General features: G+C 58.9%; 19 protein-coding genes. 8 read left to right on the top strand and 11 right to left on the bottom strand.

Annotated features, from left to right (window positions below; translation table 11 throughout):
• Positions 1-40 precede the first annotated feature (40 nt).
• The 5 genes from hflD to ACP7BE_RS00115 form a co-directional block, all read right to left on the bottom strand.
• A complete protein-coding gene (gene hflD, locus ACP7BE_RS00095; protein ID WP_095003297.1) occupies positions 41-664 on the bottom strand; it encodes a high frequency lysogenization protein HflD in 624 nt (207 codons plus the stop codon).
• A complete protein-coding gene (gene mnmA, locus ACP7BE_RS00100) occupies positions 661-1,794 on the bottom strand; it encodes a tRNA 2-thiouridine(34) synthase MnmA (RefSeq protein WP_095003296.1) in 1,134 nt (377 codons plus the stop codon). Before mnmA ends, hflD begins: the two co-directional genes overlap by 4 nt.
• Positions 1,795-1,853: 59 nt before the next feature.
• Positions 1,854-2,300: an NUDIX hydrolase gene (locus ACP7BE_RS00105; RefSeq protein ID WP_095003295.1), complete on the bottom strand. Its 447-nt coding sequence runs from the start codon at positions 2,298-2,300 to the stop codon at positions 1,854-1,856.
• Positions 2,301-2,494: 194 nt separating this feature from the next.
• Positions 2,495-4,717 (bottom strand): NADP-dependent isocitrate dehydrogenase, encoded by a 2,223-nt coding sequence (locus ACP7BE_RS00110; protein WP_095003294.1) that lies wholly within the window; start codon positions 4,715-4,717, stop codon positions 2,495-2,497.
• A 440-nt stretch (positions 4,718-5,157) separates the two neighbouring features.
• Positions 5,158-5,436 (bottom strand): cold shock domain-containing protein, encoded by a 279-nt coding sequence (locus tag ACP7BE_RS00115; protein ID WP_095003305.1) that lies wholly within the window; start codon positions 5,434-5,436, stop codon positions 5,158-5,160.
• Between the two features lie 230 nt (positions 5,437-5,666).
• Here ACP7BE_RS00115 and clpS point away from each other — a divergent pair, with 230 nt between their 5' ends.
• Positions 5,667-6,029 (top strand): ATP-dependent Clp protease adapter ClpS, encoded by a 363-nt coding sequence (gene clpS, locus ACP7BE_RS00120; RefSeq protein ID WP_016780211.1) that lies wholly within the window; start codon positions 5,667-5,669, stop codon positions 6,027-6,029.
• Positions 6,030-6,058: 29 nt separating this feature from the next.
• On the top strand, positions 6,059-8,329 hold the full coding sequence (gene clpA / locus ACP7BE_RS00125) for an ATP-dependent Clp protease ATP-binding subunit ClpA (protein WP_095003293.1): 2,271 nt from the start codon (positions 6,059-6,061) through the stop codon (positions 8,327-8,329).
• Between the two features lie 207 nt (positions 8,330-8,536).
• Here clpA and ACP7BE_RS00130 read toward each other — a convergent pair whose 3' ends face one another.
• The 6 genes from ACP7BE_RS00130 to aat all read right to left on the bottom strand — a co-directional run bounded on the left by ACP7BE_RS00130 (position 8,537) and on the right by aat (position 15,701).
• Positions 8,537-10,165 (bottom strand): Na/Pi cotransporter family protein, encoded by a 1,629-nt coding sequence (locus ACP7BE_RS00130; RefSeq protein ID WP_426104191.1) that lies wholly within the window; start codon positions 10,163-10,165, stop codon positions 8,537-8,539.
• 78 nt (positions 10,166-10,243) lie between these two features.
• Positions 10,244-12,958: a magnesium-translocating P-type ATPase gene (gene mgtA, locus ACP7BE_RS00135; protein WP_426104193.1), complete on the bottom strand. Its 2,715-nt coding sequence runs from the start codon at positions 12,956-12,958 to the stop codon at positions 10,244-10,246.
• A gap of 227 nt (positions 12,959-13,185) precedes the next feature.
• Positions 13,186-13,425: a hypothetical protein gene (locus tag ACP7BE_RS00140; RefSeq protein WP_426104195.1), complete on the bottom strand. Its 240-nt coding sequence runs from the start codon at positions 13,423-13,425 to the stop codon at positions 13,186-13,188.
• Positions 13,426-13,941: 516 nt separating this feature from the next.
• The gene (gene infA / locus ACP7BE_RS00145) at positions 13,942-14,160 is read right to left on the bottom strand and encodes a translation initiation factor IF-1 (protein WP_002553999.1); all 219 of its coding nucleotides are present in this window, start codon (positions 14,158-14,160) and stop codon (positions 13,942-13,944) included.
• A 98-nt stretch (positions 14,161-14,258) separates the two neighbouring features.
• Positions 14,259-14,966, bottom strand: coding sequence for an arginyltransferase (locus ACP7BE_RS00150; RefSeq protein WP_095003289.1), 708 nt, complete (start codon positions 14,964-14,966; stop codon positions 14,259-14,261).
• Positions 14,967-15,023: 57 nt separating this feature from the next.
• A complete protein-coding gene (gene aat, locus ACP7BE_RS00155) occupies positions 15,024-15,701 on the bottom strand; it encodes a leucyl/phenylalanyl-tRNA--protein transferase (protein ID WP_095003288.1) in 678 nt (225 codons plus the stop codon).
• A 368-nt stretch (positions 15,702-16,069) separates the two neighbouring features.
• Here aat and ftsK point away from each other — a divergent pair, with 368 nt between their 5' ends.
• Genes ftsK through cysG form a run of 6 tightly spaced genes read left to right on the top strand, consistent with a single transcriptional unit; the run spans position 16,070 to position 23,542 of the window.
• The gene (ftsK, locus tag ACP7BE_RS00160; protein WP_095003287.1) at positions 16,070-18,472 is read left to right on the top strand and encodes a DNA translocase FtsK; all 2,403 of its coding nucleotides are present in this window, start codon (positions 16,070-16,072) and stop codon (positions 18,470-18,472) included.
• A gap of 38 nt (positions 18,473-18,510) precedes the next feature.
• Entirely contained in the window at positions 18,511-19,131 is a 621-nt protein-coding gene (gene lolA / locus ACP7BE_RS00165) for an outer membrane lipoprotein chaperone LolA (protein ID WP_046809214.1), read from the top strand.
• 28 nt (positions 19,132-19,159) lie between these two features.
• Positions 19,160-20,485 (top strand): replication-associated recombination protein A, encoded by a 1,326-nt coding sequence (locus ACP7BE_RS00170; RefSeq protein WP_095003286.1) that lies wholly within the window; start codon positions 19,160-19,162, stop codon positions 20,483-20,485.
• Positions 20,482-20,856 carry a fluoride efflux transporter CrcB gene (gene crcB, locus ACP7BE_RS00175; RefSeq protein WP_095003285.1) on the top strand — a complete coding sequence of 125 codons (375 nt, stop codon included), beginning with the start codon at positions 20,482-20,484 and terminating at the stop codon, positions 20,854-20,856. Before ACP7BE_RS00170 ends, crcB begins: the two co-directional genes overlap by 4 nt.
• Before the next feature lie 16 nt (positions 20,857-20,872).
• The gene (gene serS, locus ACP7BE_RS00180) at positions 20,873-22,153 is read left to right on the top strand and encodes a serine--tRNA ligase (protein WP_130871748.1); all 1,281 of its coding nucleotides are present in this window, start codon (positions 20,873-20,875) and stop codon (positions 22,151-22,153) included.
• A complete protein-coding gene (cysG, locus tag ACP7BE_RS00185) occupies positions 22,154-23,542 on the top strand; it encodes a siroheme synthase CysG (RefSeq protein WP_426104199.1) in 1,389 nt (462 codons plus the stop codon).
• Positions 23,543-23,589 lie beyond the last annotated feature (47 nt).

Raw genomic sequence — 23,589 nt, forward strand, 5'->3', positions numbered from 1 at the left:
TACGCGTATCGATTTTAAATTCTGTGCCTGCCGGCGTGTTTCAGTTGCCGCGCAGCATCGGGTAAAGCTCTTTGAGCAGCTTGCGTCGGCTGATGACCAGCTGCCAGCGGTGGCCGCCCAATTGGCGCCACAGCCTTGCGCAGCGGATACCGGCCAGCAGCAGGGCGCGAATTTTTGCCGCGTTGTTCGGTTGTTGCAGGTTGCGCATGTCGCCGTGTACCTGGATACGCTGGCGCAGGGTGCTCAGGGTGTCCTGGTACAACGCGCCACAGGCGGCCACCACGTTTTCATGGGCCGGGCCGAAATGCTCGACCTGGGACTGGATCTGCGGCAGGCGCTTGCCGATCAGCTCCAGCATGTCGTCCCGCTTGGCCAGTTGGCGCTCAAGGCCGAGCATCGACAGTGCGTAACGCAGGGGCTCGCGCTGCAGGGTGTTGGGATCGCGCTCAAGAGCACCGATCAGGGCACGATAGCCTTCGCGCAGGTTGATGTCGTCGCCGCCAAAGACTTCCAGGGTGTCCTTGGGGTCACGCACCAGCAGGCTGCCGAGCATGCAGCTCAGGTCGGCTTCGCTGACCTGGCCGGTCTTGGCAATTTTATCCACCAGCACTGCGGCCAGAAATACGCCGCCGAGGGCTACCAGTTGCTCCTGAGTGGCGTTCATGGGCGTTTGCCCTTGCTCGACCAGGGCTCGGCCACTTCGATCACGCCGCCGCCCAGGCAGACTTCGCCGTCGTAGAACACCACGGACTGGCCGGGGGTGACCGCGCGTTGCGGGTCGTCGAAGGTGGCGCGGTAGCCGTTGGCGGTTTTTTCCAGGGTGCAGGGTTGATCGCTCTGACGATAGCGAACCTTGGCCGTCAGGCGCAGCGGGGTGCTCAGGTCGATCGGATTGACCCAGTAGATCTCGGAGGCGAGGAGGGCGCCGGAGAACAGCCACGGGTGGTCATTGCCCTGGCCGACGATCAGCTCGTTGTGCTCCAGATCCTTGACCAGCACGTACCACGGCTCGTCGCTGGCGTCCTTGAGGCCGCCAATGCCCAGGCCCTGGCGCTGACCGATGGTGTGGTACATCAGGCCATGATGGCGGCCGATCACTTCACCTTCTGTGGTCTTGATCTCGCCCGGCTGTGCCGGCAGGTATTGCTTCAGGAAATCGCTGAAGCGGCGTTCGCCGATAAAGCAGATCCCGGTGGAGTCTTTTTTCTTCGCGGTGGCCAGATCGTGTTTTTCCGCAATGCGGCGCACTTCCGGTTTTTCCAGCTCGCCTACCGGGAACAGGGTGCGGGCGATCTGTTCGCCGCCGACGGCGTGCAGGAAGTAGCTCTGGTCTTTGTTCGGGTCCAGGCCCTTGAGCAGCTCGGTACGGCCGTCAATGTCGCGACGGCGCACATAGTGGCCGGTAGCAATCAGGTCGGCGCCCAGCATCAGGGCGTAGTCCAGGAAAGCCTTGAACTTGATTTCGCGGTTGCACAGGATGTCCGGGTTCGGCGTGCGACCGGCCTTGTATTCGGCCAGGAAGTGCTCGAACACGTTGTCCCAGTACTCGGCGGCAAAGTTGGCGGTGTGCAGCTTGATGCCGATTTTGTCGCACACGGCCTGGGCGTCTGCCAGATCATCCATGGCGGTGCAGTAATCCGTTCCGTCGTCTTCCTCCCAGTTCTTCATGAACAGGCCTTCCACCTGGTAGCCCTGCTCCATAAGCAGAACGGCGGAAACGGAAGAGTCGACACCGCCGGACATGCCGACGATGACGCGCTGTTTTTCGGGGGCGACTAGGGCTGGATCACGCATAAGGATTCAATGAGTGTCTTGAAAAAGGACGCGATTCTAGCAGGCCCGAGCGCTCAAGGCTAAACCGAAGGGCGGATTAACGTCAGGTCGAACAGTTTGCCGCCCAGATAATCATCGATGCACTGCAGGGTCAGCTCGCTGCGCCAGCGTTCGCGCTGTGCAAGCAATTCGTCGCGAGTCAGCCACAGCGGGCCAATGATGCCGGTGTCCAGCTGGTAGTCGGGGTGGTGCTTGAGCGCCTTGCCGGCAAAGCAGATGCGCTGGTAGGTCACGCCGTTGCTGGGAGCGGTGTAGAGGTAAATGCCGATCACACCGGTCAGTTCGACGTCATAGCCGGTTTCTTCGAGGGTTTCGCGGATGGCGGCCTCGATCAGGCTTTCGTCGGGGTCCAGATGACCGGCCGGTTGATTGAGCACGGCGCGGTCGCGCTTGAGTTCTTCGACCATCAGGAAGCGGCCATTGTCTTCGACGACAGTGGCGACGGTGATGTGGGGTTTCCATTCCATGGGGTGGGTCTCGGTTTATAGGTGGATGCATATCCCCTGTGGGAGCGGGCTTGCTCGCGATGCAGGCGCTTCGGTCTGTGCTTTTTACGCGGTGATGCTATCGCGGGCAAGCCCGCTCCCACCGGGTTTGTGTAGGCCGTAAAAACACAAACCCCGGCGTCGTGGGCCGGGGTCTGTGGTGTTGCCTGTTGCCCTTATACCGAAGCGATGATCGCGTTCAGTGTGGCGCTAGGGCGCATTACCTTGCTTACCTTGTCGGCATCGGCGTGGTAGTAACCACCGATATCGACCGGCTTGCCCTGCACGGCGTTGAGTTCGGCAACGATTTTTGCCTCGTTCTCGGCCATGGCTTTTGCTACTGGAGCAAATTGGGCTTGCAGCTCTTTGTCTTCAGTCTGGGCAGCCAGGGCTTGTGCCCAGTACAGCGCCAGGTAGAAGTGGCTACCGCGGTTGTCGATGTTGCCGACTTTGCGCGATGGCGATTTGTTGTTGTCGAGGAACTGACCGGTAGCCTGGTCCAGGGTCTTGGCCAACACCAACGCTTTCGGGTTGTTGTAGGTTGTGCCCAGGTGCTCCAGGGATGCCGCCAGTGCCAGGAACTCACCCAGCGAGTCCCAGCGCAGGAAGTTTTCTTCCAGCAACTGTTGAACGTGTTTCGGGGCCGAGCCGCCGGCGCCGGTTTCGAACAGGCCGCCGCCATTCATCAGCGGTACGATCGACAGCATTTTGGCGCTGGTGCCCAGTTCCATGATCGGGAACAGGTCGGTCAGGTAGTCACGCAGCACGTTGCCGGTTACCGAGATGGTATCCAGGCCAGCGCGGGTGCGCTCCAGAGTGAACTTCATGGCCTCTACCGGCGCCATGATGCGAATGTCCAGGCCGCTGGTGTCGTGATCTTTCAGGTAGGTTTCAACCTTTTTGATCATTTCGGCGTCGTGGCTACGCTTTGGATCGAGCCAGAACACGGCTGGAGTGTTGCTGGCGCGGGCACGGTTGACGGCCAGCTTGACCCAGTCGCGGATCGGCGCGTCTTTGGCCTGGCACATGCGCCAGATATCGCCTTCCTCGACGTTCTGTTCCATCAGCACGTTGCCGTTGCTGTCAGTTACCCGCACAACGCCCGGGGTCTTGATCTGGAAAGTCTTGTCGTGGGAACCGTACTCTTCGGCTTTTTGCGCCATCAGGCCAACGTTTGGCACGCTGCCCATGGTGGTCGGATCGAAGGCGCCGTGTTTCTTGCAGTCTTCGATGGTGGCCTGGTAGATGGTGGCGTAGCAGCGATCCGGGATCACGGCCTTGGTGTCTTGCAGCTGGCCTTCGGTGTTCCACATCTTGCCGGAATCACGAATCATGGCCGGCATCGAGGCGTCGACGATTACGTCGCTCGGCACGTGCAGGTTGGTGATGCCTTTGTCGGAGTTGACCATGGCCAGCGCAGGGCGGTTGGCGTACACGGCTTCGATGTCGGCTTCGATTTCAGCCTGCTTCTCGGCTGGCAGCGCCTTGATGCGGGCGTACAGGTCGCCGATACCGTTGTTCAGGTTGAAACCGATTTCTTTGAGGACGTCAGCGTGTTTTTCCAGCGCATCCTTGTAGAACTCGGCCACGATCTGACCAAACATGATCGGGTCGGAAACCTTCATCATGGTGGCTTTCAGGTGAACCGAGAACAGTACGCCCTGCTTTTTGGCGTCTTCGATTTCGGCCGCTACGAACTCGCGCAGGGCTTTTTTGCTCATGACCGAGCAATCGATGATCTCACCGGCCTGGACGGCGGTTTTTTCTTTCAGGACGGTGGTGGTGCCGTCTTGAGCGATCAGTTCGATTTTAACGCTGCCCGGTGCTTCGATCAGGGCGGCTTTTTCGCTGCCGTAGAAGTCGCCTTCGCTCATGTGAGCAACGTGGGACTTGGAGTCTGCAGCCCAGGCGCCCATTTTGTGCGGGTGCTTGCGCGCGTAGTTCTTGACCGACAGCGGTGCGCGGCGGTCGGAGTTGCCTTCGCGCAGTACCGGGTTTACGGCACTGCCCATCACTTTGCTGTAACGCGCCTTGATTTCTTTTTCAGCGTCAGTGGTGACGGTTTCCGGGTAGTCCGGGATGTTGAAGCCCTGCGCTTGCAGTTCTTTGATCGCGGCCTGCAACTGCGGGACCGAGGCGCTGATATTGGGCAGCTTGATGATGTTGGCTTCAGGGGTAACGGCCAGGGCGCCCAGTTCGGCGAGGTGGTCTGCTACAGCCTTGTCACCCAATTGCTCGGGGAAGCTTGAGAGGATGCGGCCAGCCAGAGAGATGTCGCGCGTTTCAACGGCGATATCGGCGCTGGCGGTAAACGCCTCGATGATAGGCAGCAGTGAATAGGTGGCGAGCGCCGGAGCTTCGTCGGTGAAGGTATAGATGATCTTCGAACGGTTGGGCATTTCGGATTAACTCTCTTCTTTGCTGAGCGTGCTCAGATACTCGAGATGCGCAGGGTAGGCGCTTTCGTTCACAGTGAACAATGAGCCGAAAGTCGAGGTTCTTCGCGGTGATGTGAATGCATCAGTAGAGCGTCAAGCGGTCGGGCCGGGGTAACGGCCCAGCCTTTCTAGGCCTGAAAGACTCATTCCAGCATGTGTTTGCAGGTGACTCCATGGTCACCGGCGCAGTATACATAGGTCACCAAGGTTGCTGCGAGGGGGGCGGCCTAACACGAATCATCCATTGGTCTAAGTCCCTGCGGCAAAATGCCCTGATTTTTCGCGGTTTGCCCCGTGATTACGGGGTTTTTCGGCAACCTCAATTTTTCCTCGTGATGGCGCGGGCATAAAAAAACCGGCCGATTCGCATGATCGAATCGGCCGGTTTCTTGGGCAGCGGGTCAGACCGGGAGGCTGGTCACCTCTTGCGCGGTCGCTGAAGCGCTGGCTGGAACTTGAGCGTTGGTGATTGCAACAGCATGCAGGCCCTTGGGGCCCTGGATTATTTCGAAGCTCACGGGTTGGCCTGCCTTGAGCGTCTTGTAACCGTCCATCTGGATTGCCGAAAAATGCGCAAAAAAGTCGATCGGGTTTCCGTGTTCATCGATGCCTTCCTTGGCCTGCGTATTAATGAAGCCGAAGCCTTTGGCGTTGTTGAACCACTTGACCTTGCCTTGCATACTCATATCCCTCTGCTGCAAACAACTCCATCACTGGAGTATCATCCAGTCAACTCGCACAGAAACCAGTAAAAGTGGTTGACTGCGCGGACCATTTTTCCCCACTGTGGGTACTATATGGTTGTAACACCGTTTTACCGATAGTCAAGGTCACGCGGCGGCGGTGTTGAAATTTGACACCTTTGCCTCCATCACTGTAGTTGCACAACCAACGACGAACCTTTCTTTCCATGCATGCAATCAGCCAGACTCGACTAACATTTAATCAGGATCACCCCGATTTTGATGACGAAGACTCCGCTGGCTTGGCTGTGCAAGAGGCTAAGCCTGCGCTTCAGGCGCCGCCGATGTACAAGGTGGTTTTGTTTAATGATGACTACACGCCAATGGATTTCGTTGTAGAGATCCTTGAGGTGTTTTTTAACTTGAATCGCGAATTGGCGACCAAGGTCATGCTGGCCGTCCATACAGAAGGACGGGCTGTGTGCGGCATCTATACCCGCGACATTGCCGAGACCAAGGCAGCGCAGGTAAATCAGTACGCACGTGAAAGCCAGCATCCGCTACTCTGTGAAATCGAGAAGGACGGTTAACGCCGACCACTTGGGTATGAGGTGAAGCCATGTTAAATCGCGAGCTCGAAGTCACCCTCAATCTTGCCTTCAAGGAAGCCCGCTCCAAACGTCATGAATTCATGACGGTTGAGCACCTCCTTTTAGCGCTTCTGGATAATGAGGCGGCCGCAACCGTTCTACGCGCCTGTGGCGCAAACCTCGAAAAACTCAAGCATGACCTGCAAGAGTTTATTGATTCCACAACTCCCCTGATCCCCGTCCACGACGAAGACCGCGAAACGCAGCCAACCCTGGGTTTTCAGCGGGTCTTGCAGCGTGCCGTGTTCCACGTGCAGAGCTCTGGCAAGCGTGAAGTCACCGGCGCCAATGTGCTGGTAGCCATCTTCAGCGAACAGGAAAGCCAGGCCGTATTCCTGCTCAAGCAACAGAGCGTGGCGCGCATCGATGTGGTCAACTTTATTGCCCACGGCATCTCCAAGGTGCCCGGGCATGGCGAGCACAGCGACAGCGATCATGAGATGCAGGATGAAGAGGGCGGCGAATCGTCGTCTTCCAGCAATCCTCTGGACGCTTATGCCAGTAACCTGAATGAACTGGCCCGCCAGGGCCGGATCGATCCGCTGGTGGGTCGGGAAATGGAAGTTGAGCGTGTCGCCCAGATCCTGGCGCGTCGGCGCAAAAACAACCCGTTGCTGGTGGGTGAGGCAGGCGTGGGTAAAACCGCGATTGCCGAGGGTCTGGCCAAGCGCATCGTCGATAACCAGGTGCCTGACCTGCTGGCTAACAGCATCGTCTACTCCCTGGATCTCGGCGCCTTGCTGGCAGGTACCAAGTACCGTGGCGATTTCGAGAAGCGCTTCAAGGCGCTGCTGGGCGAGCTGAAGAAACGCCCGCAAGCGATCCTGTTTATCGACGAAATCCATACGATCATCGGTGCCGGTGCGGCTTCGGGCGGGGTGATGGATGCGTCCAACCTGCTCAAGCCGCTGCTGTCTTCGGGTGACATTCGCTGCATCGGTTCCACCACGTTCCAGGAATTTCGCGGGATCTTCGAAAAAGACCGCGCCCTGGCGCGCCGTTTCCAGAAAGTCGACGTATCCGAACCTTCGGTTGAAGATACCATCAGCATTCTGCGCGGGCTTAAAGGTCGTTTCGAGCAGCACCATGGCATCGAGTACAGCGATGAAGCCCTGCGCGCAGCGGCGGAGCTGGCCTCGCGCTATATCAATGACCGGCACATGCCCGACAAGGCCATTGATGTGATCGACGAGGCGGGTGCCTTCCAGCGTCTGCAACCGGTTGAAAGCCGGGTTAAACGCATTGAAGTCGCGCAGGTTGAAGATATCGTGGCGAAAATCGCCCGTATTCCGCCTAAACACGTCTCGGTCTCGGACAAGGAGCTGTTGCGCAACCTTGAGCGCGACCTGCGCCTGACCGTGTTCGGCCAGGATGCGGCGATCGATTCGTTGTCCACGGCAATCAAGTTGTCCCGTGCGGGGCTCAAGTCGCCGGACAAACCGGTCGGTTCGTTCCTGTTCGCAGGGCCCACCGGTGTCGGTAAAACCGAGGCAGCACGCCAGTTGGCCAAAGCTTTGGGTATCGAGCTGATTCGCTTCGACATGTCCGAGTACATGGAGCGCCACACCGTATCGCGTCTGATCGGTGCGCCTCCGGGCTATGTCGGTTTCGATCAGGGCGGTTTGCTGACCGAGGCCATCACCAAGCAACCTCACTGCGTACTGCTGCTCGATGAAATCGAGAAGGCGCACCCTGAAGTCTTCAACCTGCTGCTGCAGGTCATGGACCACGGCACGCTGACCGACAACAACGGGCGCAAGGCGGACTTCCGCAACGTGATCGTCATCATGACCACCAACGCCGGTGCCGAAACCGCCTCTCGGGCTTCGATGGGCTTTGCCCATCAGGATCATGCTTCCGATGCCATGGAAGCGATCAAGAAGAGCTTCACCCCCGAGTTCCGTAACCGTCTGGACACCATTATCCAGTTTGGTCGCCTCAGCCATGAGGTTATCAAGCATGTGGTGGACAAGTTCCTTACCGAACTGCAGGCGCAGCTGGAAGACAAGCACGTGCAGCTCGAGGTGTCGGATGCGGCGCGTGGCTGGCTTGCAGCGGGTGGTTATGACGCGCTGATGGGGGCACGGCCGATGGCCCGTTTGATCCAGGACAAGATCAAGCGTCCGTTGGCTGAGGAGATTCTCTTTGGTGAACTGGCCGATCATGGCGGTGTGGTACACATCGACCTGGAAAACGGCGAGTTGACCTTCGAGTTTGAAACCGCAGTCGAAATGGCTTGATGTAACACCCTAGTCATAAAAGGCGCCTTCGGGCCAGTGACGATCAGTTGGGCGGGATGCAAAATCCCTGTGGGAGCGGGCTTGCTCGCGATTGGAACAGCGCGGTTTGATAGTTGAACCGCGTCGTCTGGATCGCGGGAAAGCCCGCTCCCACAATGCCCATGACTGGTTTGCATTGGTGCTTGGGCGCCTTTTTGCTGTCTGCGATCAAGCGGCCTGGGCCGACGCGGTATTGCGCTCCAGTACCGTATAGCCGAGTGCGGCAATATGATGATGGACGCGTCGGTAGTCGCGCAGCACCCGCTGGAAGATATCCCCGGATTCGGCCCAGGCCGTCTTGTCGTTCTGCAGCTTGCGAAAGTGCTCGCGGCTGGCGCTGGCTTCCAGCTTGCGCACGGTCTCCTTGTGGCCGATCAGAGCCTTGGCAGCGCTCACGTCCTCACGCAAAAACGCGGTAATGGCCAGGTTCAGGCTGTCCAGCAGGGCCAGGTGCATGGCCTGGATCTGGATCAGTTCGAATGAGGAAAAGCGTTCGCCACGGCGTGTGCGGCGAACAGCCAGTTGCGCGAGGTTGCCGAGGATGTCGCCGGCGTGCTCAAGGTTGATCACGAACATCAGCACTTCCTGGGCGCGATCGGCATCGTCATCGCTCAGGCCATCCTGGCCAATGTCTGCAAGATAGGCGCGGATCGCGGCACTTAGCAGGTCGATGGAGTGATCCAGTTGGCGCACCTTGTCCGCTGTGTCCGGATCGGGTTTCTCGAACAGCTGCAACACCTGGTTGAGCATCAGCGAGGTCATGTCCGCCAGGCGCAGGGCTTCGCGTACGGCATTGGACAGGCCGATATTGGCCACTTCAAGCCCGGCCTCGTCCAGGTATTGCGGCATGCCGGGGTCTGCTGGTGGCTCCTGCTGGGGAAACAGGTAAGTCAGCAGGCGTGCGCAAGGTTCGGTCAGGCCGATAAACACCACGGCCAGCAGCAGATTGAACGCGGTATGCAGGTAAACCACCCAATGTGCCAGGCCGATATCGCTGCGAGCCAGCAAGTTGGCTATCAGCGGCAGGCAGGGCAGCAGCGCCAAGGAGCCCAGCAGGCGCGCCAGCAAGTTGCCCATAGGCAGACGTCGCGCCACTGGCGAACTGGCGCTCATCACGGAGGGCAAGGCGCCGCCGATATTGGCGCCGAGCATCAAGGCGATGGCGGTGGCGGGCGTCATCAGGCCAGCACCTGCCAGCGAGGCGATCAACAGCACCACGGCGACACTGGAGTGGCAGATCCAGGTCAGCAGTACGGCAGCGACCACCGCGATGATCACATCGCCTTCCAGGCTTTGCATGATGGCGCGAAACGCCGAGGTGGCTTCCATATGCCCCAGAGTGGCGCTGAGCAAGCCCAGGGCCAGCAGCATCAGGCCCAGGCCTATCAGTGCGCAGCCGACGCTTTCAAACCGCGAATCATCGCGCAGGCGAAAGACGATATAACCTGTCAGCAAAATCACCGGCATTGCCAGCGATGTATCAAAACTCAGCAGTTGTACCACCAGGGTCGAGCCGATATTGGCCCCCAGCATCACGGCCAGGGCGGGCGCCAGGCCCAGGGTGCCGGCGGCGGTAAAGGACGTGGCCATGAGGCTGACCGCCGTACTGCTTTGCAGTACGCCGGTAATGCCGATGCCGCTCATCAGTGCCATCCAGCGGTTATTCAGATTGCGCCCCATCCAGTTGCGCAACTGGGTGCCAAACCCGCGCAGCAGGGCCGTGGAAATCATATGGGTGCCCCACAGCAAAAGTGCGATGGCGCCCGCGAGGTTGAGTAACAGAGTGGTTCCCGACATGAGGAATCTCCACAGAACACGCATTCATTTTTTGCGCGCGGGCTGGCGCGGTGTGGCGCCGGCCCGCGTTGTTTCAACTCAGTACCACTGCTTGAAACGGCGGATGTAGATCGTTTTCATCAGTTGCGCGACACAGCAATAGCTGAACAGGGTGGCCACCAGCCAAGGGAAATACGACAACGGCAGTGGTTCCAGGCCCACCATGGTGCCCAGGGGCGAGAACGGTACGTAGATACCCAGCACGATCACGATGAGGGTCATCATGATCACCGGCCATGCTGCAGTGCTCTGGAAGAACGGAATCTTGCGCGTGCGCAGCATGTGCACCACCAGGGTTTGTGACAGCAGTCCCTCAATAAACCAGCCGGACTGGAACAGGGTCTGCATTTCCACGCTGTTGGCCGAGAACACGTACCACATCAGGGCGAAGGTAGTGATGTCGAAGATCGACGACGTTGGCCCGATCCAGATCATGAAGCGGCCGATGTTCTTGGCGTCCCACTTGCGCGGTTTTTGCAGGTATTCCCTGTCCATCTTGTCCCACGGCAAGGCCAGCTGGGAGATGTCGTACATCAGGTTTTGCAGTAGCAGGTGGATCGACAGCATTGGCAGAAAAGGGATGAAGGCGCTGGCTACCAATACCGAGAACACGTTGCCGAAGTTGGAGCTGGCGGTCATGTTCAGGTACTTCATGATATTGCCGAAGGTCTCGCGCCCCTTGAGTACGCCTTCTTCGAGCACCATCAGGCTCTTTTCCAGGAGGATGATGTCAGCCGACTCCTTGGCGATATCCGTGCCGCTGTCTACCGAAATGCCTACGTCGGCATCGCGCAGGGCTGGCGCGTCATTGATACCGTCACCGAGAAAACCGACGGTATGGCCATTGGCTTGCAGCGCTTTCAGCACCCGGGATTTTTGCAGCGGGGTGAGCTTGGCAAACACCGTGCGCTGCTCAACCTCCAGTTGCAGTGCGGCGTCGTCCATTGTTTCGATTTGTGGCCCAAGCAGTGGCGTGCCTGGCTCCAGGCCCACCTGGCGGCAGATCTTGCTGGTGACAACTGCGTTGTCGCCGGTCAGTACCTTGACCGCTACGCCGATATCTTGCAGGGCGGCAATTGCCGGGCCGGCCGTTTCTTTTGGCGGATCGAGAAAGGTCAGCAGGCCGCGGATCACCAGGTCCCTTTCGTCAGCAGTGTTGTACTGCTTTTGCGCCTGAGTCTTGGGGATTTCACGGGTGGCTACCAGCAGCACGCGGAAGCCGTCCTCGTTGTACTCGCTGGCCAGGGCCAGCAATTGCTCACGACGTGTGGCATCCAGGGCAACACGGGTGTCGCCTTCCATGACATGGGTGGCGATGTCGAGCATCTCTTCGACAGCGCCCTTGCACACCAGCAGGTGATCGCCACGGGTGTCCTTGACGATGATCGACAGGCGTCGCCGCACGAAATCAAACGGCAGTTCATCTACCTTGCTGTAGTTGAGTGGCGCGTTGAACTTGGGGTCCTGGCGGGAAAACTGCACCACGGCCTGATCCATCAGGTTGCGAATGCCGCTCTGGTGATGGCTGTTGAGCCAGGCCAGCGCCAGTACCGACTCGTCGCGTTTGCCGCTGGCGTCGACATGATGCTCAAGGATGATGTGATCCTGGGTCAGGGTGCCGGTCTTGTCGGTGCACAGCACGTCCATCGAGCCCAGGTTCTGGATGGCATTGAGGCGTTTGACCACCACCTTGCGTTTGGCCATGGCGGTTGCGCCCTTGGCCAGGTTGGCGCTGACAATCATTGGCAGCATTTCCGGGGTCAGGCCCACGGCCACTGCCAGGGCAAACAGGAAGGCATCGCCCCAGTCGCCCTTGGAGAAACCATTGAGGAAAAACACAATGGGCACCATAACCAGCATAAAGCGGATCAACAGCCAGCTGACGCTGTTGACTCCGCGATCGAACGCGGTTTGCGTGCGCGAGCCGACGATGGCCTTGGCCAGCGAGCCAAAGTAGGTGCGCGGACCGGTGGCCACGACTACGGCGCGAGCAGTGCCACTGACCACGTTGGTGCCCATAAAGCAGATATTGGGCAGATCCAGCAGGTTGCTCTGGTCGGCGGCGGTGCTGGAGGCGGACTTTTGTGTCACATCGCCCAGGGTGTCGTACTTCTCCACCGGCAAGGCTTCGCCGGTCAGCACGGCCTGGCTGATAAACAGATCGCGGGATTCGATCAGGCGAATATCCGCCGGGATCATGTCCCCGGCCGACAGCTGCACGATATCGCCGGCTACCAGTTCGCGCATCGGTATTTCATGCACCGAGGTGCGGGTACCGCTGTTGTCGCGCCGCACCACGGTCGCGGTGGTGCGGACCATGGCCTTGAGGGCTTCGGCGGACTTGGCCGAGCGGTGCTCCTGCCAGAACCGCAGCAGGCTGCTGAGGCCAACCATCAGGCCAATGATGATCACTTTGGTCAGGTCGCCTTCTTCGCCATCGCGTTCTGGCAGCCAGTAGTCAGTGACAAAGCTGATCACGCCCAGGGTCAGCAGCACATAGATAAAAGGGTTATGCAGGGCCAGCAGAAACTGCACCAGTGCGTGAGGCGGCTTGTCGTGAGCCACTTCGTTGTAGCCATCGCTTTGCAGGCGTTCAGTGGCTTCCTGCTCGGTCAGGCCTGCGGTAGTGGCGCGTACATTGGCCAGGGTGGCCGAAAGGCCGTTTTGTGCTTCCCGAGCGGCACGCATGGACAGTTTATTGCTGTCGCTGGCGCTGTTCTTGTCCCGAACTTTAGTATTTTTTACGGCGCTCATGATGAGTACTCCTGTCGCCAACTCTTGACCGGGCATATATTGAATGGCCTTTTAAAAGGCGTGCCAATGTATGCCGAGTCGCAAACTTCGCAATCGGTTTAATTGAAGTGTTTAGTGCGCTTTAAAGTCCCGCTGCTGCGAAGTAATTAATACGCGGGCAGCGGGTGACTACTGGCTTCTTCCATAAGGAACTCCAGTGGGTTGGCAGGGTTTTAATTAATTGTGAATCAGCGCAAGAACCGACTCTGCGGGTCCTGGGTGTCGGCCATGCTCCAGCGCTGCTCCAGTTGGCCTGTGGCAGGGCTGACGCGCCAATGCACCTGGCGGTGCGCAGGTTTTGCCTCGGCAACGGTTGTGGAAAAGGGTGAGCGGGTCGAGCGGGCCAGGGTGGGCTCGCGTGAAAGTTTCACGCGCATGCTTGAGGCAAAGGCTTGAACGCCGGGTAGTACATGGGTTTTAAAGGTCATAACACACCTCGTGACCGGACTGTCGCCGGTGAGGTCGTTACGATGGAGCGTCAGGCTCTAGCGCAGTTGACCCCGCCGTGCAGGCGAGTCCTGTCAATGTCTGGATTTAGCGCCCGGATCGCCGTAGTGACGGTGACCGGACAGCGACTAGATACTGTGTCCATTGGCTTCTTTTGTGAAGTTTATAGGCGGCCTGAATGACCGGCCTGTGCAATCTACTCAGGCCGCGGGTGCAAGTCAATGTTTAAACCCGGCAAGTGTGGCTGGTACAGCCAGGGTTCAGGAAGTTTGGAAGTTAGGTTTGGGTATATAGCTAATAAGACAAAACAGTTACAGGAGTTCAAACTTTATATGTTGAGCCCTGATTGTGGGAGCGAGCCTGCTCGCGAAGGGATTACTGCGGTTTGCCCGAAAAATTGCGTCGTTTGCTTCGCGAGCAGGCTTGCTCCCACAGCAGACTCAAATCGCAGACAAACAAAAACGCCCGGCAGAGCCGGGCGTTTTGTATTGACTTGCTTAGCGAGCGCGGTAAGTGATGCGCCCTTTGCTCAAGTCATAGGGCGTCAGCTCGACGCGCACTTTGTCACCGGTAAGAATACGAATGTAGTTCTTGCGCATCTTGCCGGAGATATGCGCGGTTACGACGTGCCCATTTTCCAACTCCACACGAAACATGGTGTTGGGCAGGGTGTCGACGACAGTGCCTTCCATTTCGAAGCTGTCTTCTTTCGACATGCAGTAAAGCCCTCGGTGTCCAATGAATGGCCCGGTGCAACTGCGCCAGGCAAAAGCGGCGTGCATTGTGCCCGAAAAATGGGGGTTAAGCCAAGGGTTCAATCAAGAGAGCTCCATCTCTGATTGATTAAGAGCTCAATGGGCCGATATTCGGTCTTGTAATTCATCTTCTTGCAGTTCTTGATCCAGTACCCCAGATACAGCGCATCCAGCTCCAGGCGGCGCGCTTCGGCGATTTGCCAGAGGATTGCATAGCGCCCCAGGCTGCGCCGCTCTTCGTCGGGATCGTAGAAGGTGTAGACCGCCGACAGGCCATTGGGCAGCACGTCCGTGACGGCGACCGCCAATAAACGGCCATCAAGGCGGAATTCGTAAAACCTGGAAAACGCCAGGTCGCGCACCAGGAAGGTCGAAAATTGATCGCGACTGGGCGGGTACATATCGCCATCGGCATGGCGCTGCTCGATATAGCGCTGGTAAAGATCAAAGTTCTCTTCACTGAACGCCGGTTTTACCGCCTCTACCTGCAAGTCGGCATTGCGCTTGAAAATGCGTTTTTGCTGGCGGTTGGGCAGGAAGCGGGCAACAGGGATGCGCGCCGGGGTGCAGGCATCGCACTTCAGGCAATGCGGGCGATAAAGATGGTCGCCACTGCGCCGGAAACCCATCTCGGACAAATCGGCATAAACCTGCACATCCATCGGCTGGCTGGGGTCGAGGAACAGCGTGGTGGCCTGTTCGCCAGGCAAGTAGCTGCATGCGTGAGGTTGAGTGGCATAAAACTTCAAGCGCGCCAACTCGGTCATGATGAACCCTCGGAAAATCTTTAAATTAAGTGTAAGCCAGCGCGCAAAAGTCGCCTACTAAACCCACTGCGCAGTTGTGGGAAGATCCAGATGTTTTTGCAAATACTCGGCAAATATCTGGCGCGGGATTGAACGCGCTCCCAGGCTTTGCAGGTGATCTGTGGGCATCTGGCAGTCAATCAGCACAAACCCCCAGGCCTGCAGCTGTCTGACCAGCGTGGCGAAGCCGAACTTTGAGGCGTTGTCGGCACGGCTGAACATGGACTCGCCAAAAAACAACTGGCCCATGGCCAGGCCATACAATCCGCCCACCAGCTCACCGTTGTCCCAGACTTCCACCGAATGGGCATGGCCGCGGGCATGCAGTTCGATATAGGCGTTTTGCATGTCGTCGGTAATCCAGGTGCCATCCGCATAGTCTCGTGGAGCGGCACAGGCCTGGATCACGGCTGCGAAGTCGCGGTCAAAACTCACCTGGTAGCGTTGCTTGCGCAGCAGTTTGCCCAAACTGCGGGAGATATGCAGCTCTTCGGGAAACAGCACCGTGCGCGGATCAGGCGACCACCACAGGATTGGCTGGCCCTCGCTGAACCACGGAAAACAGCCATGGCGATAGGCCTGGATCAGCCGGTCGGCGGACAGGTCACCGCCAGCGGCCAGCAGGCCATTGGGTTCGCGCATGGCGTTGGCCAGTGGCGGAAATGTCAGGGTGTCGCGTTTTAACCAGGTCAGCATGGCATTGAGTCTTGCACAAGAAGGGGAGGGCGGCTGCAACTCTGTCACGCAAGTGCGGTCTCAGTCGATCTGCCAGTTAATTACAAGCTGTGTTTTGGTGGTGGTATAAGTCTTTGTCACAAAAGGTAATACATGCTCAAATTGGCGCTTCCCGGCGAGTTATGGCCAGCATGGCATCAGCGGCTCAAACCCGTACAATGGCCTGCCTGTATGAGCTGATCTAAACTGCTCCACGTTGCAGCACGCAATAATAAGGGCAGGGCTCATTTCAAGTCCGAACTTGTCGTCTGCTCGCTATGAGCAGTATTTTGCAGTCACATTAGTCAATTAATAGTTGGGCGCGCCACAGGCGCAGGAAAAGACCCGTTTTGAAGAAATCCACAGCAGCACCCAAAGCAGTTCCTCTCTGGCGTCAGCAATTGCACTACCGGCTCAAGGAAGGTGCATTGATCGCTATCGGCGCCCTGTGCCTGTTCCTGATGATGGCCCTGCTGACCTATGGCAAGGATGACCCCGGCTGGAGCCATAACAGCCGGGTTGTCGATGTACAGAACTTCGGCGGACCAGCCGGCTCCTACAGTGCCGACATCCTGTTTATGGTGCTGGGTTACTTTGCCTATATTTTTCCGCTGCTGCTGGCGGTCAAGGCCTACCAGATCTTCCGCGAGCGGCATCAGCCCTGGCAGTGGAGCGGCTGGCTGTTTTCGTGGCGTCTGGTCGGCCTGATTTTTCTGGTGCTCTCCGGTGCGGCGCTGGCCCATATCCATTTTCACTCTGCCTCGGGTCTGCCTGCGGGGGCGGGCGGTGCGCTGGGCGAAAGCCTGGGCGACCTGGCCAGGAATGCACTGAATATCCAGGGCAGTACCCTGCTATTGATTGCCTTGTTCCTGTTTGGCCTGACGGTGTTTACCGACCTGTCATGGTTCAAGGTCATGGACGTGACGGGCAAGATCACCCTCGACCTGTTCGAGCTGATCCAGGGCGCGGCCAACCGTTGGTGGGCCGAACGTAACGAGCGCAAGCAACTGCAGGCCAAGCTGCGCGAAGTGGATGCCCGGGTCAATGAAGTGGTCGCGCCAAGCGTTTCCGACAAGCGTGAGCAGGCCAAGGCCAAAGAGCGCCTGATCGAGCGCGAGCAGGCGTTGAGCAAGCACATGTCCGAGCGTGAAAAACACGTGCCGGCAGTGATTGCCCCGGCACCGCCCAAGGCGCCCGAGCCGAGCAAGCGCGTGCAAAAAGAGAAACAGGCGCCGTTGTTTGTGGACAGCGCGGTTGAAGGTACCTTGCCGCCGATCTCGATTCTGGATCCGGCCGAGAAAAAACAGCTCAATTATTCCCCCGAATCCCTAGCGGCCGTTGGCCACTTGCTGGAAATCAAGCTCAAGGAATTCGGCGTCGAAGTGACGGTGGATTCCATCCACCCGGGCCCGGTGATTACCCGTTACGAAATTCAACCTGCTGCTGGCGTAAAGGTCAGCCGCATTGCCAACCTGGCCAAGGACCTCGCGCGCTCGCTGGCCGTGACCAGTGTGCGGGTGGTTGAGGTCATTCCTGGCAAAACCACCGTCGGTATCGAGATTCCCAACGAAGACCGCCAGATCGTGCGCTTCTCCGAAGTGTTGTCGACCCCTGAGTACGATAACGCCAAGTCGCCGGTAGCTCTGGCCCTGGGCCATGACATTGGTGGGCGGCCGGTGATCACCGACCTGGCGAAAATGCCGCACTTGCTGGTAGCCGGTACTACCGGTTCTGGTAAGTCTGTAGGCGTTAACGCCATGATCCTGTCGATCCTGTTCAAGTCTGGCCCGGAAGACGCCAAGCTGATCATGATCGACCCGAAAATGCTTGAATTGTCGATCTACGAAGGCATCCCGCACCTGCTGTGCCCGGTTGTAACGGACATGAAGGACGCCGCCAACGCCCTGCGCTGGAGCGTTGCCGAGATGGAGCGCCGCTATAAGCTGATGGCCAAGATGGGCGTGCGTAACCTCGCCGGCTTCAACCAGAAGGTCAAGGACGCCCAGGATGCCGGCGAGCCACTTGTCGATCCGCTGTACAAGCGCGAAAGCATTCACGACGAAGCACCGTTGCTGGTGAAGTTGCCGACCATCGTGGTAGTGGTCGACGAATTTGCCGACATGATGATGATCGTCGGCAAGAAAGTTGAAGAATTGATCGCCCGTATTGCCCAGAAGGCTCGGGCTGCGGGCATCCACTTGATCCTCGCGACCCAGCGCCCGTCGGTGGACGTGATTACCGGCCTGATCAAGGCCAACATCCCGACCCGCATGGCGTTCCAGGTATCGAGCAAGATCGACTCGCGTACCATCATCGATCAGGGTGGCGCCGAGCAACTGCTGGGTCACGGTGACATGCTCTATATGCCGCCAGGTACCAGCTTGCCGATCCGGGTTCATGGCGCGTTTGTGTCCGACGATGAAGTTCACCGCGTGGTTGAAGCCTGGAAGCTGCGCGGCGCTCCGGACTACAACGAAGATATCCTCAACGGTGTTGAAGAGGCGGGCAGCGGCTTTGAAGGCGGTGGTAGCGAAGGAGGGGACGACCCTGAAACGGATGCCTTGTATGACGAAGCCGTACAGTTTGTACTGGAAAGCCGTCGTGCCTCCATTTCTGCTGTACAACGCAAATTGAAGATCGGTTACAACCGCGCTGCGCGAATGATTGAATCCATGGAAATGGCCGGGGTCGTAACATCTATGAACACTAATGGCTCGCGCGAAGTACTGGCGCCGGCCCCGATGCGCGATTGATCAGCCCCAGGGCTTCTAACTAATCAATGAGGATGTCCATGCGTTTTGTCAGCATGCTGTTGCTACCGGTACTGGCCTTTTCCTCGCTGTCGGCCCATGCCGACGCCGAGAGTGTGAAGCGTCTTGGCCAACTGTTGGGCTCTGATACCATCACGGCCCGTTTTTCCCAGCTGACCCTCGACGGCAGTGGCACCCAGTTGCAGGAAACTGCCGGCGAAATGTCGGTAAAGCGTCCTGGGCTGTTCTACTGGCACACCGATGCTCCCCAGGAGCAATTGATGGTCTCCGATGGGCAGAAAGTCTCGCTGTGGGACCCGGACCTGGAGCAGGTCACGATCAAGAAACTCGATCAGCGCCTGACCCAGACCCCGGCCCTGTTGCTGTCCGGTGATGTGTCGAAGATCAGTGAAAGTTTTGACATCACCTCCAAACAGGCCGGTGATGTAATGGACTTCACCCTCAAGCCCAAGACCAAGGACACCTTGTTCGACTCCCTGCGCCTGTCGTTTCGCGGCGGCAAGATCAACGACATGCAGTTGATCGACAGCGTGGGTCAGCGCACCAACATCCTGTTCACCGGGGTCAAGGTCAATGAGCCGATCCCGGCTTCCAAGTTCAAGTTCGATATCCCGAAAGGGGCTGATGTTATCCAGGAATAAGCCCTGGAAGAGGTTTCAAACGCTGCCCATGGATCTGTTTCGAAGTGCCCCGATAGCCCAGCCACTGGCTGCCCGTTTGCGTGCGGCCAACCTGGACGAGTATGTCGGCCAGCAGCACCTGCTCGCCCGCGGCAAGCCCTTGCGTGAGGCACTGGAGCAGGGTGCACTGCACTCCATGATCTTCTGGGGCCCGCCGGGCGTGGGCAAGACCACCCTGGCGCGGCTGCTGGCGGAAGTCTCGGATGCCCACTTTGAAACGGTCTCGGCGGTCCTGGCCGGGGTCAAGGAGATTCGCCAGGCCGTCGAAATCGCCAAGCAGCAGGCTGGCCAGTATGGGCGCCGCACCATCCTGTTTGTTGACGAAGTGCATCGCTTCAACAAGTCGCAGCAAGATGCCTTTTTGCCCTATGTCGAAGATGGCACCCTTATCTTTATCGGTGCCACCACGGAAAACCCCTCGTTCGAACTGAACAACGCCTTGCTCTCGCGGGCGCGGGTCTATGTGCTCAAAAGCCTGGACGAAGCGGCGCTACGCAAGCTGGTGCAGCGTGCGCTGACCGAAGACAAGGGCCTGGGCAAGCGCGGTCTGACCCTTGGCGAAGAAAGCTTTCAGATTTTGCTGCGGGCGACTGACGGCGATGGCCGGCGCATGCTCAATCTGCTGGAAAACGCTTCGGACCTCGCCGAAGACCACAGCGAAATCGGCACCGAGCTGCTGCACAACCTGCTGGGTGATACCCAGCGTCGTTTCGACAAAGGCGGCGAAGCCTTTTATGACCAGATCTCTGCCTTGCACAAGTCGGTGCGCGGCTCGAATCCTGACGGTGCCCTGTACTGGTTTGCACGCATGATCGACGGCGGCTGCGATCCGCTTTACATCGCCCGGCGCGTGGTACGCATGGCCAGTGAGGATATCGGCAACGCCGACCCGCGAGCTCTGAGCCTGTGCCTGTCGGCCTGGGATGTGCAAGAGCGGCTCGGCAGCCCGGAAGGCGAACTGGCAGTGGCCCAGGCCATCACTTACCTGGCCTGCGCACCGAAAAGCAACGCGGTGTACATGGGTTTCAAGGCCGCACTGCGCAGCGCGGCAGAATACGGCTCGCTGGAAGTGCCGCTGCATTTACGCAATGCGCCGACCAAGCTGATGAAGCAACTGGGTTATGGCGACGAGTATCGCTATGCCCATGACGAGCCTGACGCGTACGCGGCCGGGGAAGACTATTACCCGGACGAACTTGAACCCTTGAACCTGTATCAGCCGGTGCCACGGGGCCTTGAGCTCAAAATCGGCGAAAAGTTGAAATACCTCGCCGCACTGGACCGGGCCAGCCCCAAACAGCGGAGAAAACCGTGATTCCATTGATTGCAGCGGTCTCGGTGGGTGGCATTGCAGGTACATTGTTGCGCTTCGCTACGGGTAACTGGATCAACGCCAATTGGCCGCGGCACTTTTATACCGCGACATTGGCCGTTAATATCGTGGGCTGCCTGCTGATTGGCGTCCTGTACGGACTTTTTCTGATACGCCCGGAAGTACCGATTGAAGTCCGCGCCGGGCTGATGGTCGGTTTCCTGGGTGGCTTGACCACTTTTTCATCCTTTTCACTGGATACGGTGCGCCTGCTGGAAAGCGGGCAGGTGCCACTGGCATTGGGCTATGCGGCCCTCAGCGTATTCGGCGGGCTGCTCGCAACCTGGGCTGGCCTGTCCTTGACCAAACTTTGATAAACGAGAAACCGACATGCTTGATTCCAAACTGTTACGTAGCAACCTGCAGGACGTAGCGGATCGCCTGGCATCCCGTGGCTTCAAGCTGGACGTGGCGCGCATTGACGCGCTGGAAGCCAAGCGTAAAGAAGTCCAGACCCTGACCGAGAAGCTGCAGGCCGAGCGCAATGCCATCTCCAAAAGCATTGGCCAGGCCAAGGCTCGCGGCGAAGACATCGCGCCACTGATGGCCAGCGTCGAGACCATGGGCAGCGACCTGGCCAATGGCAAGGTTGAACTGGAAGCCATCCAGACTGAGCTGGACGCCATCCTGCTGGGCCTGCCGAACCTGCCGGATGCGTCCGTGCCGGTAGGCGCTGACGAAGACGGCAACGTCGAAATCCGTCGCTGGGGCACCCCGACTGCCTTTGATTTCGAAATCAAGGACCACGTCGCCCTGGGCGAGCAGCACGGCTGGCTGGACTTTGAAACCGCCGCCAAACTGTCCGGTGCCCGTTTTGCCTTGCTGCGCGGCCCGATTGCCCGTCTGCATCGTGCTCTGGCACAGTTCATGATCAACCTGCACACCGGTGAGCATGGCTACGAAGAGGCCTACACGCCTTATCTGGTACAGGCCCCGGCGCTGCAAGGTACTGGCCAGTTGCCGAAGTTTGAAGAAGAACTGTTCAAGATCAGCCGTGAAGGCGAAGCCGATTTCTACCTGATCCCGACCGCTGAGGTCACCCTGACCAATATCGTTGCCGGCGAAATCGTTGAACACAAGGCCCTGCCTATCAAGCTGGTGGCGCACACGCCGTGCTTCCGCAGCGAGGCCGGTGCATCGGGGCGCGATACCCGCGGCATGATCCGTCAGCACCAGTTCGACAAGGTCGAGATGGTCCAGATCGTTGAGCCGTCCACCTCGATGGACGCCCTTGAAGGCCTGGTCGGCAATGCCGAGAAGGTTCTGCAACTGCTGCAACTGCCTTACCGCACCCTGGCGCTGTGCACCGGTGACATGGGTTTCAGCGCAGTTAAAACCTACGATCTGGAAGTGTGGGTCCCGAGCCAGGACAAGTACCGCGAAATTTCGTCGTGCTCCAACTGCGGTGATTTCCAGGCCCGTCGCATGCAGGCGCGTTTCCGTAACCCGGAAACCGGCAAGCCGGAACTGGTACACACCCTTAACGGTTCCGGTCTGGCGGTAGGCCGCACCCTGGTAGCCGTGTTGGAAAACTACCAGCAGGCTGACGGTTCGATCCGTGTGCCGGACGTGCTCAAGCCTTACATGGGCGGTATTGAGGTCATCGGCTAAATGGAGTTTCTGCCGCTGTTTCATAACCTGCGTGGCAGCCGTGTACTGGTGGTTGGCGGTGGGGAGATTGCCTTGCGCAAATCCCGCCTGCTGGCCGATGCCGGTGCCGTGCTGCGGGTGGTCGCACCCGCCATGGAGCCACAGTTGTGCGAGTTGATAAACAGCAGCGGTGGCGAACAGGTGCTGCGCGGATATGCCGAGGCCGACCTTGAAGGGTGCGTCCTGATCATCGCCGCCACCGACGATGAGCCACTTAACGCTCAGGTTTCCGCCGACGCCCATCGCCGTTGCGTGCCGGTCAACGTGGTCGACGCGCCCGCCTTGTGCAGCGTGATCTTCCCGGCGATTGTCGACCGTTCGCCGCTGGTAATTGCCATTTCAAGTGGTGGTGATGCGCCCGTGCTGGCGCGGTTGATCCGGGCCAAGATCGAAACCTGGATTCCGTCGACCTACGGCCAGTTGGCGGGCCTTGCGGCGCGCTTCCGTAGCCGGGTCAAAGGCTTGTTTCCGGATGTGCAGCAGCGTCGCGGGTTTTGGGAAGATGTGTTCCAGGGCCCGATTGCCGATCGTTTGCTGGCCGGGCAGGGCGCTGAAGCCGAGCGCTTGCTGCTGGCCAAGATTGAAGGTCAGGCTGTCGAAACCACCGGTGAGGTGTATCTGGTGGGTGCCGGGCCGGGTGATCCCGATCTGCTGACGTTCCGTGCACTGCGCCTGATGCAACAGGCAGACGTGGTGCTCTACGACCGTCTGGTGGCCCCGGCGATTCTTGAACTGTGCCGTCGCGATGCCGAACGTATTTATGTGGGCAAGCGTCGCGCTGAGCATGCGGTGCCACAAGACCAGATCAACCAGCAACTGGTCGATCTGGCCAAGCAGGGCAAGCGCGTGGTGCGGCTCAAAGGTGGCGATCCGTTCATCTTTGGCCGTGGCGGTGAAGAAATCGAAGAGCTGGCCGCCCACGGGATTCCGTTCCAGGTGGTGCCGGGTATTACCGCCGCCAGTGGTTGCGCGGCGTATGCCGGTATTCCGTTGACCCATCGCGACTACGCGCAGTCTGTGCGCTTTGTTACCGGTCACCTGAAAGACGGCACCAGCAACCTGCCCTGGAGCGACCTGGTTGCTCCGGCGCAAACTCTGGTGTTCTACATGGGCCTGGTGGGCTTGCCGATCATCTGCGAGCAGTTGATCAAGCATGGTCGTTCGGCAGATACCCCGGCTGCGTTGATTCAGCAGGGCACTACGTCCAACCAGCGCGTGTTTACCGGTACCCTGGCCGACTTGCCGACATTGGTGGCGGAGCATGAAGTGCATGCGCCTACGCTGGTGATCGTGGGCGAAGTGGTTTTGCTGCGTGAGAAACTGGCGTGGTTTGAAGGGGCTCAGGTCTGACGTCTGCCCTCACCCCAACCCTCTCCCTCTGGGAGAGGGTTAGGGCT

This window comes from Pseudomonas sp. TWR1-1-3, assembly GCF_049896805.1.
Taxonomy (GTDB): domain Bacteria; phylum Pseudomonadota; class Gammaproteobacteria; order Pseudomonadales; family Pseudomonadaceae; genus Aquipseudomonas; species Aquipseudomonas bubulae.

Coding starts and splice junctions, on each gene's coding strand:
- hflD (WP_095003297.1), bottom strand. CDS start 664: ATGAACGCCACTCAGGAGCAACTGGTAGCCCTCGGCGGCGTATTTCTG.
- mnmA (WP_095003296.1), bottom strand. CDS start 1,794: ATGCGTGATCCAGCCCTAGTCGCCCCCGAAAAACAGCGCGTCATCGTC.
- ACP7BE_RS00105 (WP_095003295.1), bottom strand. CDS start 2,300: ATGGAATGGAAACCCCACATCACCGTCGCCACTGTCGTCGAAGACAAT.
- ACP7BE_RS00110 (WP_095003294.1), bottom strand. CDS start 4,717: ATGCCCAACCGTTCGAAGATCATCTATACCTTCACCGACGAAGCTCCG.
- ACP7BE_RS00115 (WP_095003305.1), bottom strand. CDS start 5,436: ATGCAAGGCAAGGTCAAGTGGTTCAACAACGCCAAAGGCTTCGGCTTC.
- clpS (WP_016780211.1), top strand. CDS start 5,667: ATGCATGCAATCAGCCAGACTCGACTAACATTTAATCAGGATCACCCC.
- clpA (WP_095003293.1), top strand. CDS start 6,059: ATGTTAAATCGCGAGCTCGAAGTCACCCTCAATCTTGCCTTCAAGGAA.
- ACP7BE_RS00130 (WP_426104191.1), bottom strand. CDS start 10,165: ATGTCGGGAACCACTCTGTTACTCAACCTCGCGGGCGCCATCGCACTT.
- mgtA (WP_426104193.1), bottom strand. CDS start 12,958: ATGAGCGCCGTAAAAAATACTAAAGTTCGGGACAAGAACAGCGCCAGC.
- ACP7BE_RS00140 (WP_426104195.1), bottom strand. CDS start 13,425: ATGACCTTTAAAACCCATGTACTACCCGGCGTTCAAGCCTTTGCCTCA.
- infA (WP_002553999.1), bottom strand. CDS start 14,160: ATGTCGAAAGAAGACAGCTTCGAAATGGAAGGCACTGTCGTCGACACC.
- ACP7BE_RS00150 (WP_095003289.1), bottom strand. CDS start 14,966: ATGACCGAGTTGGCGCGCTTGAAGTTTTATGCCACTCAACCTCACGCA.
- aat (WP_095003288.1), bottom strand. CDS start 15,701: ATGCTGACCTGGTTAAAACGCGACACCCTGACATTTCCGCCACTGGCC.
- lolA (WP_046809214.1), top strand. CDS start 18,511: ATGCGTTTTGTCAGCATGCTGTTGCTACCGGTACTGGCCTTTTCCTCG.
- ACP7BE_RS00170 (WP_095003286.1), top strand. CDS start 19,160: ATGGATCTGTTTCGAAGTGCCCCGATAGCCCAGCCACTGGCTGCCCGT.
- serS (WP_130871748.1), top strand. CDS start 20,873: ATGCTTGATTCCAAACTGTTACGTAGCAACCTGCAGGACGTAGCGGAT.
- cysG (WP_426104199.1), top strand. CDS start 22,154: ATGGAGTTTCTGCCGCTGTTTCATAACCTGCGTGGCAGCCGTGTACTG.